The organism is Pseudomonas sp. 2822-15 (assembly GCF_002742515.1).
In the GTDB taxonomy this organism is placed as follows: Bacteria; Pseudomonadota; Gammaproteobacteria; order Pseudomonadales; family Pseudomonadaceae; genus Aquipseudomonas; species Aquipseudomonas salomonii.
This window is the reverse complement of sequence record NZ_LJRY01000256.1, coordinates 76344-90640: the sequence shown is the minus strand read 5'-3', so window position 1 is coordinate 90640 and position 14297 is coordinate 76344. Positions and strand designations below refer to the sequence as shown.

At 61.3% G+C, this 14297-nt stretch carries 14 protein-coding genes; 10 read left to right on the top strand and 4 right to left on the bottom strand.

The features are described from left to right. Positions 1–59: 59 nt before the first annotated feature. Positions 60–935, bottom strand: coding sequence for a LysR family transcriptional regulator (locus AOA59_RS26970; RefSeq protein ID WP_099489676.1), 876 nt, complete (start codon positions 933–935; stop codon positions 60–62). A 114-nt stretch (positions 936–1049) separates the two neighbouring features. On the opposite strand from AOA59_RS26970, the gene AOA59_RS26965 reads away from it, so the two are divergent. The 3 genes from AOA59_RS26965 to catA are packed head-to-tail and all read left to right on the top strand — an operon-like array spanning position 1050 to position 3451. After that, complete coding sequence (locus AOA59_RS26965; protein WP_099489675.1) at positions 1050–2177, top strand: muconate cycloisomerase family protein; 1128 nt, start codon at positions 1050–1052, stop codon at positions 2175–2177. A 12-nt stretch (positions 2178–2189) separates the two neighbouring features. Further along, positions 2190–2480 carry a muconolactone Delta-isomerase gene (catC, locus tag AOA59_RS26960; protein ID WP_099489674.1) on the top strand — a complete coding sequence of 97 codons (291 nt, stop codon included), beginning with the start codon at positions 2190–2192 and terminating at the stop codon, positions 2478–2480. Between the two features lie 41 nt (positions 2481–2521). Next, positions 2522–3451 (top strand): catechol 1,2-dioxygenase, encoded by a 930-nt coding sequence (catA, locus tag AOA59_RS26955; RefSeq protein WP_099489673.1) that lies wholly within the window; start codon positions 2522–2524, stop codon positions 3449–3451. Between the two features lie 49 nt (positions 3452–3500). Here catA and AOA59_RS26950 read toward each other — a convergent pair whose 3' ends face one another. Next, positions 3501–3974 carry an Lrp/AsnC family transcriptional regulator gene (locus tag AOA59_RS26950; RefSeq protein WP_003176072.1) on the bottom strand — a complete coding sequence of 158 codons (474 nt, stop codon included), beginning with the start codon at positions 3972–3974 and terminating at the stop codon, positions 3501–3503. A 144-nt stretch (positions 3975–4118) separates the two neighbouring features. On the opposite strand from AOA59_RS26950, the gene kynU reads away from it, so the two are divergent. Both kynU and AOA59_RS26940 read left to right on the top strand, forming a co-directional pair. Further along, a complete protein-coding gene (gene kynU, locus AOA59_RS26945; RefSeq protein WP_099489672.1) occupies positions 4119–5369 on the top strand; it encodes a kynureninase in 1251 nt (416 codons plus the stop codon). A gap of 138 nt (positions 5370–5507) precedes the next feature. Then, positions 5508–6914 carry an amino acid permease gene (locus AOA59_RS26940; protein WP_099489671.1) on the top strand — a complete coding sequence of 469 codons (1407 nt, stop codon included), beginning with the start codon at positions 5508–5510 and terminating at the stop codon, positions 6912–6914. Here the strand turns inward: AOA59_RS26940 and AOA59_RS26935 are convergent. After that, a complete protein-coding gene (locus tag AOA59_RS26935) occupies positions 6860–7750 on the bottom strand; it encodes a LysR substrate-binding domain-containing protein (protein WP_099489670.1) in 891 nt (296 codons plus the stop codon). The two genes, AOA59_RS26940 and AOA59_RS26935, sit on opposite strands and share 55 nt — an antisense overlap. Before the next feature lie 190 nt (positions 7751–7940). Between AOA59_RS26935 and AOA59_RS26930 the strand changes: the two genes are divergently transcribed. The 4 genes from AOA59_RS26930 to AOA59_RS26915 all read left to right on the top strand — a co-directional run bounded on the left by AOA59_RS26930 (position 7941) and on the right by AOA59_RS26915 (position 12291). After that, complete coding sequence (locus AOA59_RS26930) at positions 7941–8705, top strand: sulfite exporter TauE/SafE family protein (RefSeq protein WP_099489669.1); 765 nt, start codon at positions 7941–7943, stop codon at positions 8703–8705. Positions 8706–8754: 49 nt separating this feature from the next. Then, entirely contained in the window at positions 8755–9651 is an 897-nt protein-coding gene (locus AOA59_RS26925) for a LysR family transcriptional regulator (RefSeq protein WP_065930517.1), read from the top strand. 103 nt (positions 9652–9754) lie between these two features. Further along, a complete protein-coding gene (locus AOA59_RS26920; protein WP_099489668.1) occupies positions 9755–10648 on the top strand; it encodes an NAD-dependent epimerase/dehydratase family protein in 894 nt (297 codons plus the stop codon). Positions 10649–10845: 197 nt separating this feature from the next. Further along, a complete protein-coding gene (locus AOA59_RS26915) occupies positions 10846–12291 on the top strand; it encodes a SulP family inorganic anion transporter (protein WP_069788217.1) in 1446 nt (481 codons plus the stop codon). Here AOA59_RS26915 and AOA59_RS26910 read toward each other — a convergent pair whose 3' ends face one another. Next, positions 12292–12684 (bottom strand): lysozyme inhibitor LprI family protein, encoded by a 393-nt coding sequence (locus AOA59_RS26910; RefSeq protein WP_056858351.1) that lies wholly within the window; start codon positions 12682–12684, stop codon positions 12292–12294. It lies immediately after the preceding gene. 193 nt (positions 12685–12877) lie between these two features. Between AOA59_RS26910 and AOA59_RS26905 the strand changes: the two genes are divergently transcribed. Continuing rightward, the gene (locus AOA59_RS26905; RefSeq protein WP_099489667.1) at positions 12878–14281 is read left to right on the top strand and encodes a gluconate:H+ symporter; all 1404 of its coding nucleotides are present in this window, start codon (positions 12878–12880) and stop codon (positions 14279–14281) included. Positions 14282–14297: the final 16 nt, after the last annotated feature.

The window sequence follows — 14297 nt, the reverse complement described above, 5'->3', positions numbered from 1 at the left end:
ACCCACCGCTATCGCAGGCAAGCCAGCTCCCACAGGGGAATTGCATTGTTTGGGAGAACTTAGATCAACTCTTCAACCAACTGCAAACAATGACTCAGCCCTGGCGACTGATCCTTCACGCGCCGGCTCAGGATAATCGGCGAAGTCGCAGTGGCTTCCACAATCGGCGTGTAGCCGATGTCCGCCCGGTGCAGCACCTGCACCGAGGCCGGCACCAGCGTCACGCCCATGCCTGCGCCCACCAGCCCGATCGCCGTCTGCAACTCGTTGGTCCACTGCGCCACTTTGAGGCTCAAGCCATGGGCGTCGAACAGCGCGATCACATGGTCGGCATAGCTGGGGCGCGGGTTGCCGGGGTAGAGCACAAAAGGCTCTGCGGCCAATTGCGCGAGGGTGGCGGGCGCGCCGAGCAGCGGGTGGCCGGCGGGCAATACGGCCACCAGTCGGTCTTCCACCAGCACGCGCTGGACGATGGCCGGGTCGTCGATGCGAATGCGCCCGAAGCCCACATCGATGCGCCCGGCCTTAAGCGCTTCGACTTGCTGCAAGGTGGTCATCTCCGACAAGCCCAGCTCCAGCTCCAGCGCCTCATGGTTGCGCAGCCGCCGAATCAACTCCGGCAGCACGCCGTACAGAGTCGATGGCGCAAAGCCGATGCCCAGCCAGGTCTTTTCGCCCTGACCGATGCGCCGCGTGGTGTCGCAGACCTTGGTCAGTTGTTCCAGCAGCACATTGGCGTGCTCATAGAAAAACCGCCCGGCCTCGGTCAGCCGCAACGGGCGGCCGCGTTCCAGCAGAATCACGCCCAGTTCATCTTCCAGTTGCTGGATCTGCCGGCTCAACGGCGGTTGGGCGATGTGCAGGCGAACGGCGGCGCGGGTGAAGTTGAGGGTTTCACCCAGCACCTGGAAATAGCGCAGATGACGCAGTTCCATGACGGCTCCTTTCATACCTTTAGGGTATTGTGCGAGACCCATTCTATATTGGAAGCCTTTAAAAATACGGCACAGAATCGGCTCAAACCTATAAAGAACCCAACGGGTATAGCCATGCCGATTTGCGCCATCGAGTCGATCGAGACCATCATCGTCGACCTCCCCACCATTCGCCCGCACAAGCTGGCGATGCACACTATGCAAAACCAGACGCTGGTGATCATCCGCCTGCGTTGCGCCGACGGCATCGAAGGCATCGGCGAGTCCACCACCATCGGCGGTTTGAGCTACGGCAACGAAAGCCCGGACAGCATCAAGGTCAACATTGACCGTCACTTCGCGCCGCTGCTGATCGGCCAGGACGCAAGCAATATCAACGCGGCCATGTTGCGCCTGGAGCGCAGCATTCGCGGCAACACCTTTGCCAAATCCGGCATCGAAAGCGCCTTGCTCGATGCACTGGGCAAACGCCTGAACCTGCCGGTGAGCGAGCTGCTCGGCGGGCGCGTGCGCGACGCTTTGCCGGTGGCCTGGACCTTGGCCAGCGGCAACACCGAACAGGACATCGCCGAAGCCGAAAAGATGCTCGACCTGCGCCGCCATCGCCTCTTCAAGTTGAAGATCGGCGCCGGTGAGGTCAGCCGCGACCTGGCCCATGTGCTCGCGATCAAAAAAGCCCTGGGCGAGCGCGCCAGTGTGCGTGTCGACGTCAACCAGGCCTGGGACGAAGCCGTGGCCCTGCGCGCCTGCAAGGTGCTGGGCGACAACGGCATCGACCTGATCGAGCAGCCGATTTCGCGCAACAACCGTGGCGGCATGGCCCGGCTCAACCTGTCGAGCCCGGCGCCGATCATGGCGGATGAATCGATTGAATGTGTGGAGGACGCCTTCAACCTGGCGCGCGAAGGTGCGGCTTCAGTGTTCGCGCTCAAAATCGCCAAAAACGGCGGCCCGCGTGCGGTGTTGCGCACCGCCGCGATTGCCGAGGCGGCGGGCATCGGCCTGTACGGCGGCACCATGCTCGAAGGCGGCATCGGCACGTTGGCGTCGGCGCATGCCTTCCTCACCTTGAACACGCTGGCGTGGGGCACCGAACTGTTCGGCCCGCTGCTGCTGACCGAAGACATCCTCAGCGAACCGCCGGTGTACCGCGATTTCGAGCTGCATGTGTCCACCACACCGGGCCTGGGCCTGGCCATTGATGAAGAGCGTTTGGCGTTCTTTCGTCGTGACACACACTAAGAGGCGCCTGCCATGTTGTTCCACGTAAAAATGACCGTGAACCTGCCGCTGGACATGAACCCCGAGCGCTCCGCCAGCCTCAAGGCCGAGGAGAAAGCCCTGGCGCAGCGCCTGCAACAGGAGGGCAAATGGCGCCACCTGTGGCGCATCGCCGGGCACTACGCCAACTACAGCGTATTCGACGTCGACAGCGTGCAAGACCTGCACGACCTGCTGATGCAACTGCCGCTTTTTCCCTACATGGCCATCGAAGTGAACGGCCTGTGCCGCCACCCTTCGTCGATCCATGAGGACGACCGTTAAGCCCGTTTGCACCCAATAATTACAAGATGAGGATTTGCACCATGTCCATCCGACTGTCCCAGACTGCCCACGCCCAGGCGTTTCTCGAAGAAGCCAGCGGCAACCATAACGACGGCGGCAACCCGCGCGCCAAGGCGCTGATCTATCGGATCCTGCGCGATACGGTAAACATCATCGAAGACCTGGAAGTGACCCCGGAAGAGTTCTGGAAGGCGGTCAATTACCTCAACGAATTGGGTAAAAATCAGGAAGCGGGTTTGCTCGCCGCCGGCTTGGGCCTGGAGCATTACCTGGACCTGCTGATGGACGCTGCGGACCAAGAGGCCGGCAAATCCGGTGGCACGCCCCGCACCATCGAAGGCCCGCTGTACGTGGCGGGTGCGCCACTGAGCCACTACGAAGCGCGGCTGGACGATGGCAAGGACGACGCGGTGCCGCTGTTTATGCGCGGGCAAGTGCGGGGCACCGATGGCAAGCCGTTGGCGGGCGCGATTGTGGATGTGTGGCAGGCCAATACCGGTGGCACTTATTCGTGGTTTGACCCGACGCAATCGGAGTTCAACCTGCGTCGGCGCATCGAGACCGATGCCCAGGGCAACTACCGTTTTCGCAGTATCGTGCCGTCGGGCTACGGTTGCCCGCCGACCGGGCCGACGCAGCAGTTGCTCGACCAGTTGGGGCGCCACGGGCAACGGCCGGCGCATATTCACTTCTTTATCTCGGCGCCGGGGCACCGGCACTTGACCACGCAGATCAACCTGTCGGACGACCCGTACCTGCATGATGATTTTGCCTACGCGACGCGCGATGAATTGATCGCCGAGATTCGCTTTAGTGAGGATCAGCAATTGGCGCGGGAGTTTGGGGTGCAAGGGCGGTTTGCACAGATTGATTTTGACTTTGAGTTGCAGCTGGCGGACGCGCCGGTAGAGCAAAAGCGCATGCAGCGCGTTCGTGCCCTCGAAGACTGATTAAACGCGCAAGATCGTTCCCACGCAGAGCGTGGGAACGAGCATCTGGTTATTTGCGCACCACCAGATCCAACACCTCATCCCGGTCCTTGATCTTCTGCAACACTATCTCCGAACGAATATCCATCACCCCGGCCGTGCGGTTCAGGTGGTTCACGATAAAGTCGGAAAAGTGCTTGAGGTTGCGTGCCTGCACGCGCAATACATAGTTGCTGGCGCCGGTGATCACATAGGCACTGGCCACCTCCGGCCAACCTTGCACCTTCTTGATAAAGGTCTCGTGCCAGTCCTCCACATCCTGGCGCAACGACAGGTGCACGATGGCCTCCAGCTCAATCCCCAACTGCTCGGCATTCAACACGGCGCGGTAGCCGCTGATGATTCCTTCGCTCTCCAGCAGGCGCAAACGGCGCAGGCAGGCGGAGGGCGACAGGGCGACTTTTTCCGCCAATTCCTGGTTGCTGATGCGCCCATCCTGTTGCAAAAAATGCAGGAGGCGCAGGTCGGTGGCGTCGAGAATCATGGTTAGAATAAATCCGCGTGTTTGTGGGTTAAATTCGAATTTCCTACAGCTTAATTAGCCTGTTACCTACCACTTTGCACGAAAATTCTCTAAAGCTTCGTTCATTATTTGGTCCATCCTCACTTATAAAAATCAGGACGCCCTATGACCACTCGAAGCCACTGCCAAGCCCTCGACGCCCAGGACCCGCTGGCGCCACTGCGTCAGCAGTTTGCCTTGCCTGCGGGCGTGATCTACCTCGATGGCAACTCTCTGGGCGCACGCCCGGTAGCGGCGTTGGCGCGAGCGCAGCAGGTGATCGCCGAGGAGTGGGGCAATGGCTTGATTCGCAGCTGGAACAGCGCCGGTTGGGCCGACTTGTCCCAACGCCTGGGCAACCGCCTGGCGCCGCTGATCGGCGCGCGTGACGGTGAAGTGGTGATTACCGATACCACCTCGATCAACCTGTTCAAGGTGCTCAGCGCTGCCTTGAGCGTACAGCGCCAACGCGAGCCTGCGCGCAAGGTGATCGTCAGCGAGGCGAGTAACTTCCCCACCGACCTGTACATCGCCGAGGGCCTGGCCGAGCTGTTGCAACAGGGCTATTCCCTGCGCTTGGTCAACAGCCCGGACGAACTGCCCCAAGCCATCGGCCAGGACGTGGCGGTGGTGATGCTCACCCACGTCAATTACAAGACCGGCTACATGTACGACATGCAGGCGCTCACCGCCCTGAGCCATGAATGCGGCGCGCTGAGCATCTGGGACCTGGCGCATTCGGCGGGCGCGGTGCCCATCGATCTGCATCACGCCAGTGCTGACTATGCAATTGGCTGCACCTACAAATACCTGAACGGCGGGCCTGGCTCCCAGGCGTTCGTGTGGGTCAACCCGGCGTTGGTGGATGTGGTGCGCCAGCCGTTGTCGGGCTGGTTCGGTCACTCGCGCCAGTTCGCCATGGAAGCTCAATACGCGCCAAGCGCCGGCATCGCGCGCTACCTGTGCGGCACTCAACCGATCACCTCGTTGGCGATGGTCGAATGCGGCCTGGAGATTTTCGCCCAGACCGACATGGCCAGCCTGCGCAGCAAATCCCTGGCCTTGACCGACCTGTTTATCGCGCTGGTCGAAGCCCGTTGCGCCGCCCACGGCCTGGTGCTGATTACGCCGCGTGAGCATGCCAAACGCGGCAGCCATGTGAGTTTCGAACACCCGGAAGGTTATGCGGTGATCCAGGCCTTGATTGCCCGTGGGGTGATCGGTGATTACCGCGAGCCGCGCATCATGCGTTTTGGGTTTACGCCGTTGTATACGAGCTATACCGAGGTATTTGACGCCGTGGAGATCCTGGGCGAAATCCTCGACAACCACACCTGGGACCTGCCGCAATTCAAAGTGCGCAACAGCGTCACTTAAGTACAACACGAATCAAAATGTGGGAGCGGGCTTGCCTGCGATAGCAACAGTGAATGCACCACCGCCCTCGCAGGCAAGCCAGCTCCCACAGGGTTCAGCACCGGCAGTAACCATCACAATAATAAAGGGGCACACCACGTGACCACGCCAGACAACGGCTTTGCAGAGATCACCCTGCGCGAACTGGGCCTGAGGCGCCAGCTCACTTCCGGCCAGATGAGTATGATCGCCATCGGTGGCGCCATCGGCACCGGGCTGTTCATGGGCAGCGCCTACGCCATCGGTTACGCCGGGCCGAGTGTGCTGGTGAGTTACGCCATCGGCGCGTTGATCACCTTGTTGCTGATGGGCTGCCTGGCGGAGATGACCGTGGCGCACTCCACCTCGGGCTCGTTCGGCGCCTATGCCGAGTTTTACATCAGCCCGCTGGCCGGCTTTCTGGTGCGTTATGCCTACTGGGCGGCAATTGTGCTGGCGGTGGGCGCCGAGGTCACGGCGGTGGCGATGTACATGAAGTACTGGTTCGCCAACGTGCCGGAGTGGGTGTGGATCGTGTCGTTTTCCAGTGTGCTGATTCTGCTCAATGCCATCAGCGTAAAGACCTTCGGCAACTTCGAATACTGGTTCTCGACCATCAAGATCACCGCGATCGTCGGCTTCATCATCCTCGCCGTGTACGTGGTGTTCGGTTCCGGTAACCCTGACTATGGCGTGCAGAACTACACGGCCCATGACGGGTTTTTCCCCCATGGCCTGAGCGGCATGTGGATTGCGGTGATCGTGTCGATCTTCAGCTACCTGAGCGTAGAAATGATCGCCGTGGCCGCCGGTGAAGCCGCCGACCCGGAGCAGGCGGTAAAGAAAGCCTTTCGCGCCACCATCGTGCGGTTGGTGGTGTTTTACCTGCTGACGCTCGCGTTGATGCTCGCCATTGTGCCGTGGAACCAGGCCGGCCAGACCCAGAGCCCGTTTGTCACGGTGATGCAGACCATCGGCATTCCCGGTGCCACCGGCGTGATGAACTTCGTGATCCTGATCGCCGCGTTGTCGGCGATGAACAGCCAGCTCTACATCACCACACGCATGATGTTCAGCCTGTCGCGTGCAGGCTTTGCGCCCAAGTCCATGGGCGCCTTGAGCAAGAGCGGCATTCCGCTGAACGCGTTGCTGCTGTCCAGCTCCGGCATCGCCCTGGCGACCCTGCTGAATGTGGTGTACCCGGAAAGCTCGTTCACCTTGATGATGGCGATTTCGATGTTTGGCGCGATCTTCACCTGGTTCATGATTTTCCTCACGCACCTGTTTTTCCGCCGTTATCGCAAGCGCCATGGCGGGCCGAAGTTGTCGTTTCAGCTGCGCCTGTTTCCCTACAGCACGCTGCTGGGCCTGGTGCTGATGGGGGCGGTGATGATCACCACGTACTTCACCGAGGCCTTCAAGATGACGCTGGTGTTTGGGGTGCCATTCCTGCTGATTCTGTCGGCGGTGTATTACGGGTTTTTCCGCAAGGGCAGGGCCAGGGCGTCGAACAAGGCCTTGGCGTAACCCGGCAATTGCTCGAAGGAGCGGGCACACAACAGCAGCGTGCGACAGGCCCAGTCTTCAGTTAAAGGCTGGGCCTTGAAGCGCTTTTCTGTCGGCCAACGTTCCAATGCAGCCTGGGGCACGATGCCCAGGCCGGCGCCGCCGGCGACCATGCGGATCAACCCATCAAAACCCTCGGCGCGAATGCGGGTTTGCAGGCGAAAGCCTGCGTGCAGTGCCTGTTCTTCCAGGTACACCGACAGTGCGCTGTGCGCGGTCAGGCCGACGTAGTCGTATTGCAGGCTGTCGATGAAGTTAGCCGTCGCCAACGGATGATCGAGGGGCATGATCAGCACCAGCGGGTCATCGCGAAACGGCAGGGTCTGCAGGCCGTGGGTGTCCACGGCATCAGAGATAATCCCCAGGTCTGCTGTGCCCTGGCGCAAGGCTTGGGTAATGCGCAGGCTCGGCAGCTCCTGCAGGTCGATATCGAGGTTGGGGTGTTGGCGCAAAAAATCCGCCAGCAGTTCCGGCAGGTATTCGCTCAGGGCGGTGGTGTTGCACAGCAGGCGCACCTGGCCTTTGATGCCCTTGGCGTATTCGGCCAGGTCCTGTTGCAGGTGCTCGGCCTGTTGCAACAGCAGCCGGGCGTGGCGGGCCAGGGCTTTGCCGGCGGGGGGTGGGGGGACGCCACGGCGGTTCCGTTCCAGTAGCTCAATGCCAAGTGATGCTTCCATCGCGCGGATGCGCGCGCTGGCGGCGGCCAGGGATAAATGGCTGCGCGCCGCGCCGGCGGTGATGTTGCCGGTGTCGAGGGTGTGCAGGTAGAGGCGCAGGTCGATCAGGTCAAAGTGCATGGCTGGGGTTTCTCGAGTGACTTCATTGGCCTTATCGCAGGCAAGCCAGCTCCCACCTTTTGCTTTGTGAGCACAATGAAATGTGGGAGCTGGCTTGCCTGCGATAGCAATTTCAGCCTCACGCAAAACAAGAGGCTAGCTCAGTATATGGCGAATTTTCGGCCTCAACGAAATCCTGCAAAATCGCCCCATGACTACCTTCCTTGCGTTCTACCAAAACCTCGGCCCCGCCTTGACCCTGCTGGTAATCGGCACCTTCCTGCTGGCCGGCACGGTCAAAGGCGTCATCGGCCTGGGCCTGCCCACCGTGGCCATGGGCATGCTCGGCCTGGCTATGCTGCCGGCGCAGGCTGCCGCTTTACTGATCATCCCTTCAACGGTCACCAACCTCTGGCAACTGGCGTTCGGCGGCCACTTGAGCGCCTTGCTCAAACGCCTATGGCCCATGCTGCTGCTGATTTTCCTCGGCACCGGGCTCGGCACCTTGTGGCTGGGCATGGACGGCGGGCACTGGGTGGTTCGCGCGCTAGGTGGCGCCTTGCTGGTGTATGCGTTAAGTGGCTTGTTCCTGCCGACCTTCAAGGTGAAGCCTCAAACGGAGCCCTGGCTGGGCCCGTTGTGCGGTCTGGTCACCGGCCTGATCACTTCGGCGACCGGTGTGTTCGTGATTCCGGCCGTGCCCTATCTGCAAGCCCTGGGTTTGCACCGCGATCAATTGGTGCAGGCGTTGGGGCTGGCGTTCACCGCTTCCACGCTGGCCTTGGCTGCCGCGCTGGCCTGGCGCGGCACCTTGGGCGGTGGCGAAGTCAGCGCCTCGTTGCTGGCGCTGGTGCCCGCGTTGCTGGGCATGTGGCTGGGCCAGGTGTTGCGCCAGCGCATCAGTGCGGTGCTGTTCAAGCGGGTGTTTTTTATCGGCATGGTGCTGTTGGGCAGTCATCTGTTGATCAGCGGCTGAGTGGCTGTTCACGGTGTAAGCTGTCGCGAACCGATTGAGAGGACAACCCGTGAAAGCCCGATCCGATGAGCTACAGATCTTCGTCAGCGTGATTGAGTGCGGCTCGATTTCGGCGGCTGCGGAGCAGGTCGGGCAGACGCCTTCGGCAGTCAGCCGCACCTTGTCGCGCCTGGAAGCCAAGCTCGACACCACGCTGATCAACCGCACCACGCGGCGCATGGACCTGACCGAAGAGGGCAAGTATTTTTTCGAACAGGCCAAGGTGATCCTGGCGCAGATGGACGAGCTGGAAGAGCGCCTGTCGTCGCGCCAGAAGAACCCGGCCGGGCGCCTGCGCATCAATGCGGCCGTGCCGTTCATGCTGCATGGGATCGTGCCGTACATTGCCGAGTTTCGCAGCCTCTACCCGGATATCCAGCTGGAACTGAACAGCGACGACCTGATCATCGACCTGCTGGAGCAGAGCACCGACATTGCCATCCGCATCGGCGCCCTGGCTGACTCGACTCTGCATGCGCGGTCACTGGGTTGCACCCCGCTGCATATCCTCGCCAGCCCCGATTACCTCAAGCAGTTCGGCACGCCGAAGACAGTGGCCGAGTTGGCCGACCATACGCTGCTGGGCTTTACCCAGACCGAAACCCTCAACCACTGGCCGCTGCGTCACGTGGAAGGCGACCGCTGGCTGATCCAGCCGAGCATTGCCGCCTCCAGCGGTGAAACCGTGCGCCAGCTGGCGCTGGAAGGGCAGGGCATTTGCTGCCTGTCGAACTTCATGACCAACGCCGACATCGATGCCGGGCGCCTGGTGCCGTTGCTGGAAGCCTTCAACAGCGGCTATCGCCAGCCGATCCACGCGGTGTTCTACCGTAACTCTCAGTTGGCGCTGCGCATCCAGTGCTTCCTGGACTTCATTCAAGCCAAGTTGGCGCGATATGCCTGTTGATTCGTGACCTGCACGCAAGATTGAATTGGGCAACATGGGCTTATTCGGCGCAAATGACTGCTTGATACTGGGCCCATCACTTACCCCGTCAGGAGCAACCTCCATGAATGTATTCGTCACCGGCGCAGCAGGGTTTATCGGCGGCTCCATCGCCACCGGCCTGGTCAAGGCCGGCCACACGGTCACCGGCCTGGTGCGCAGCGCCGAGCAAGCGGCTGAAATGACTGCCCTGGGCATCACGCCCGTGATCGGCACGCTGGATGACGCCGCCGTGTTGACCGCGCAGGCGCAACAGGCCGACGCGGTAATAAACGCCGCCAGCAGCGACCATCGTGCTGCCGTCGAAACCTTGCTGGCCGCCTTGAAAGGTTCAAACAAGCCGTTCCTGCACACCAGCGGTTCGAGCATTGTCGGTGATGCGTCGGGCGGTAAAGCCAGCGATGTCATCTACGTTGAAGACAACCTGCCGGAGCCGACCGTCGATAAGGCCGCGCGCGTGGCCATCGACAACCTGGTCCTGGCAGCGGCCAAAGACGGCGTGAACTCGGCGGTGATCTGCAACACCCTGATCTACGGTCACAGCCTGGGCGTGAAGCGTGACAGCGTGCAGTTGCCGCGACTGCTCAAGCAAGCGCGCAAAAGTGGTGTGGTACGGCATGTGGGCACCGGCCAGAACATCTGGTCCAACGTACACATTGAAGACGTGGTGGCCCTGTATCTGCTGGCGCTGACCAAAAACGTCCCGGGCACGTTCTACTTTGTGGAAAGCGGCGAAGCGGCATTTGTCGACATGACCACCGCGATTGCCCAAGCGCTGAACCTGGGCGAGCCGCAGGACTGGCCGTTGGCCGAGGCTGAGGCAGAGTGGGGTTATGAAATGGCCAACTATGGCCTGGGCTCCAACAGCCGCGTGCGTGGCAAGCATGCACGTGAGTTGTTGGGCTGGGCGCCGAAGCGCACCTCGGTGGTGGAGTGGATTCGTCACGAGATGGTGTGATGTTCGCTTAGCATCTTGGCGCTGCCATCGCAGGCAAGCCAGCTCCCACACTTGAATGGATTCGCAATTCAAAATGTGGGAGCTGGCTTGCCTGCGATGAAGGCGACTCGGTTCATGTGTTGTTACACATTACTAGCCCCCCCCGCCGCAATTCCGTACCATCCCCCGCCATATCCCTCGCTACTCCCTGGTAACTCATGAACCTCACCCGTCTGCGCGCCGATGCCCTGGCCGGCCTCACCACGTCTTTCGCGCTGCTACCCGAATGCATCGCCTTTGCCCTGGTGGCCCACCTCAACCCGCTGATGGGTCTCTACGGCGCCTTTATCATCTGCACGCTCACGGCCTTGTTCGGCGGCCGGCCGGGCATGGTCTCGGGCGCGGCGGGTTCGATGGCGGTGGTGATCGTGGCGCTGGTGGTGCAACACGGCGTGGAGTATTTGCTCGCGACCGTGCTGCTGGGCGGGCTGATCATGGTCGCGTTCGGCCTGTTACGGCTGGGCAAACTGGTGCGCATGGTGCCGCACTCGGTGATGCTCGGGTTCGTCAACGGCCTGGCGATCATCATTGCGCTGGCACAGCTGGAGCATTTCAAAAGCGGTGAAACCTGGCTGAGCGGCACGCCGTTGTACGTGATGACCGGGCTGGTGGCGGCCACCATGGCGATTGTCTACCTGCTGCCACGCCTGACCCGCGCCGTGCCGCCCGCGCTGGTGGCGATTTTGGGCGTCGGGCTGGCGGTGTACGTGTTGGGCTTGCCCACCCGTACGTTGGGCGATATGGCCCACATCGCCGGCGGCCTGCCGACCTTCGCGTTGCCGCAGATCCCCTGGACCCTGGAAACCCTCGGCATCATCGCGCCCTACGCGTTCCTGATGGCGATGGTTGGCCTCCTGGAAACCCTGCTGACCCTGAACCTTACCGACGAAATCACCGAAACCCGTGGCTACCCCGACCGTGAAAGCGTGGCCCTGGGCGCGGCGAATATGGTCTCGGGCCTGTTTGGCGGCATGGGCGGTTGCGCGATGATCGGGCAAACCGTGATCAACTTAAGCTCCGGCGGGCGCGGGCGTTTCTCCGGGGTGTTTGCCGGGGTGATGATCCTGTTGTTCATTTTGTTTCTGTCGCCGCTGATCGAGCGCATTCCGCTGGCGGCGCTGGTGGGGGTGATGTTCGTGGTGTCCCAGCAGACCTTCGCCTGGGCGTCGCTGCGGGTGATCAACAAGGTGCCGGTCAATGACGTGCTGGTGATTATTGCGGTAACGGTGATTACCGTGTTCACCGACCTGGCCACCGCCGTGCTGTGCGGCATCGTGATTGCGGCGCTGAACTTCGCCTGGCAACAGGCCCGTGAGTTGTATGCCGATGAGCATCTGGAAGCCGACGGCAGCAAGCTGTATCGCCTGCACGGCACGCTGTTCTTTGCCTCGACCACGCCGTTCTTGAACCAGTTCGACCCGGCCAACGACCCGGCCCAGGTGACGCTCGATTGTCGTCACCTGAGCTTTGTCGACTACTCGGCGATTGCTGCGTTGATGACCCTGCGCGAGCGCTATACCAAGGCCGGCAAGCATGTGCGCGTGCTGCATTTGTCGGAGCGCTGCAAGAAGCTGCTCAAGCGCGCCCGCGTGCATCACGACTGATTACAGCGGCAGCATGTTTTCCAGTTCCTGGGCGCGGGTCTGGGTCATGTCCAGCATGCAGCCGATGCCATTGACCTGATCGATGGTGCCGCCGGTCGCTGAGCCGATGAAGCCGCAGTTGGCGTCCCGGTACTTGATCCACAGGCGCTGCACGTCCTGCAGTTGCTGCTTTTGTTTGCCTTCCTGAAGGGCAAGGACGGCTTTGTAGGCCTTGTTCAGGCGCGCATCCTGGATCTTGGCTTCGGTGGCGTTGCAAGCAACCATATCCGCTGTGGTGTTGGCGCCATCCAGGCATTTTTTCAGCGCCGGGCTGTCATCGGCCGAGGCGCTGCCGCAAAAGGCCAGCAGCAGTGCGCTGGCGGCGAAAGGAACAAGCAGGGTCTTGCGCTTCATTGTCGGTTTTCCTGGTTGTGAGTAGGGCTGCCATCTGAGACTCGGCCCTGGTAGCTGAGTTTCCACGCGCACAAAACTTCGTGTAAGAACACCCCCCGAATTTTCATCCGCTGGCGTTGGGCATATCCCAAAGCGACAGCGCTTGTCCGTGGGCGAAAATGACTTTCACAAAAATTGAAAATCCAACCCGGTAATGATTTATGAGTTTCACAACCATTTCGACGTGACCCTTTCCAAGGAGTACCGCATGGCCGCACCACTGGGCTTTGGGCTGTTGGCATACGCTGCCATCGCCATCATTGCATTGATCGTGCTGATTGCACGTTACCGACTCAACCCGTTTATCGTCATCACGTTGGTGTCCATCGGCCTGGCTTTGATGGCCGGCATGCCGGCGGACACCATCATGGGCTCGTATGAGGCGGGCGTCGGCAAGACCCTTGGGCATATCGCCCTGGTGGTGGCGCTGGGCACCATGCTTGGCAAGATGATGGCCGAATCCGGCGGTGCCGAGCAGGTGGCGCGTACGCTGATCAACCGTTTCGGCGAGCGCAACGCCCATTGGGCGATGGTGTGTATTGCGTTCCTGGTGGGGCTGCCGCTGTTTTTCGAGGTCGGTTTTGTGTTGCTGGTGCCGATCGCCTTTACCGTGGCGCGGCGCGTGGGCGTGTCGATCCTGATGGTCGGCTTGCCGATGGTCGCCGGTCTGTCGGTGGTACACGCGCTGGTGCCGCCACACCCGGCGGCGATGATGGCGGTGCTGGCCTATAACGCGTCGGTGGGGCAGACCGTGCTTTACGCGATTCTGATCGGCATTCCCACGGCGATCATCGCCGGCCCCGTGTATGCCAAGTTCATCGTGCCGCGCATCCACTTGCCGGCGGAAAGCCCGTTGGAACGCCAGTTTATCGAGCGCGAGCCGCGTACACGTTTGCCAAGTTTCGCCCTGACCATGGGCACCATCCTGCTTCCGGTGGTGCTGATGATGATCGGCGGTTGGGCCAACGTGATTTCCACGCCGGGCACTGGCTTCAACCAATTCCTGCTGTTTATCGGCAACTCGGTGATTGCGCTGCTGGTCGCCACGCTGGTGAGCTTCTGGACCCTGGGCCTGGCCCAGGGCTTCAACCGCGAAGCGATCCTCAAGTTCACCAATGAGTGCCTGGCGCCGACCGCCAGCATCACCTTGCTGGTGGGCGCGGGCGGCGGCTTGAACCGCATCCTGGTGGACGCGGGCGTGACCCATGAGATTCTTGGCCTGGCGCATGCCTTCCAGCTGTCGCCGTTGGTGATGGGTTGGTTGTTTGCCGCGTTGATGCGCATCGCCACCGGCTCGGCCACTGTGGCCATGACCACCGCCTCGGGTGTGGTCGCGCCCGTTGCCTTGGGACTGGGTTATCCACACCCTGAACTGCTGGTGCTGGCGACCGGTGCGGGTTCGGTGATCTTTTCCCACGTCAACGACGGCGGCTTCTGGCTGATCAAGGAATACTTCAATATGACGGTGATCCAGACCTTCAAGACCTGGACAGTGTTGGAGACTTTGATTTCGGTGGTCGCGTTCGGTCTGACTTACGGCCTTTCTCTTGTTTTATAAGCCTTGTTTTGTAACC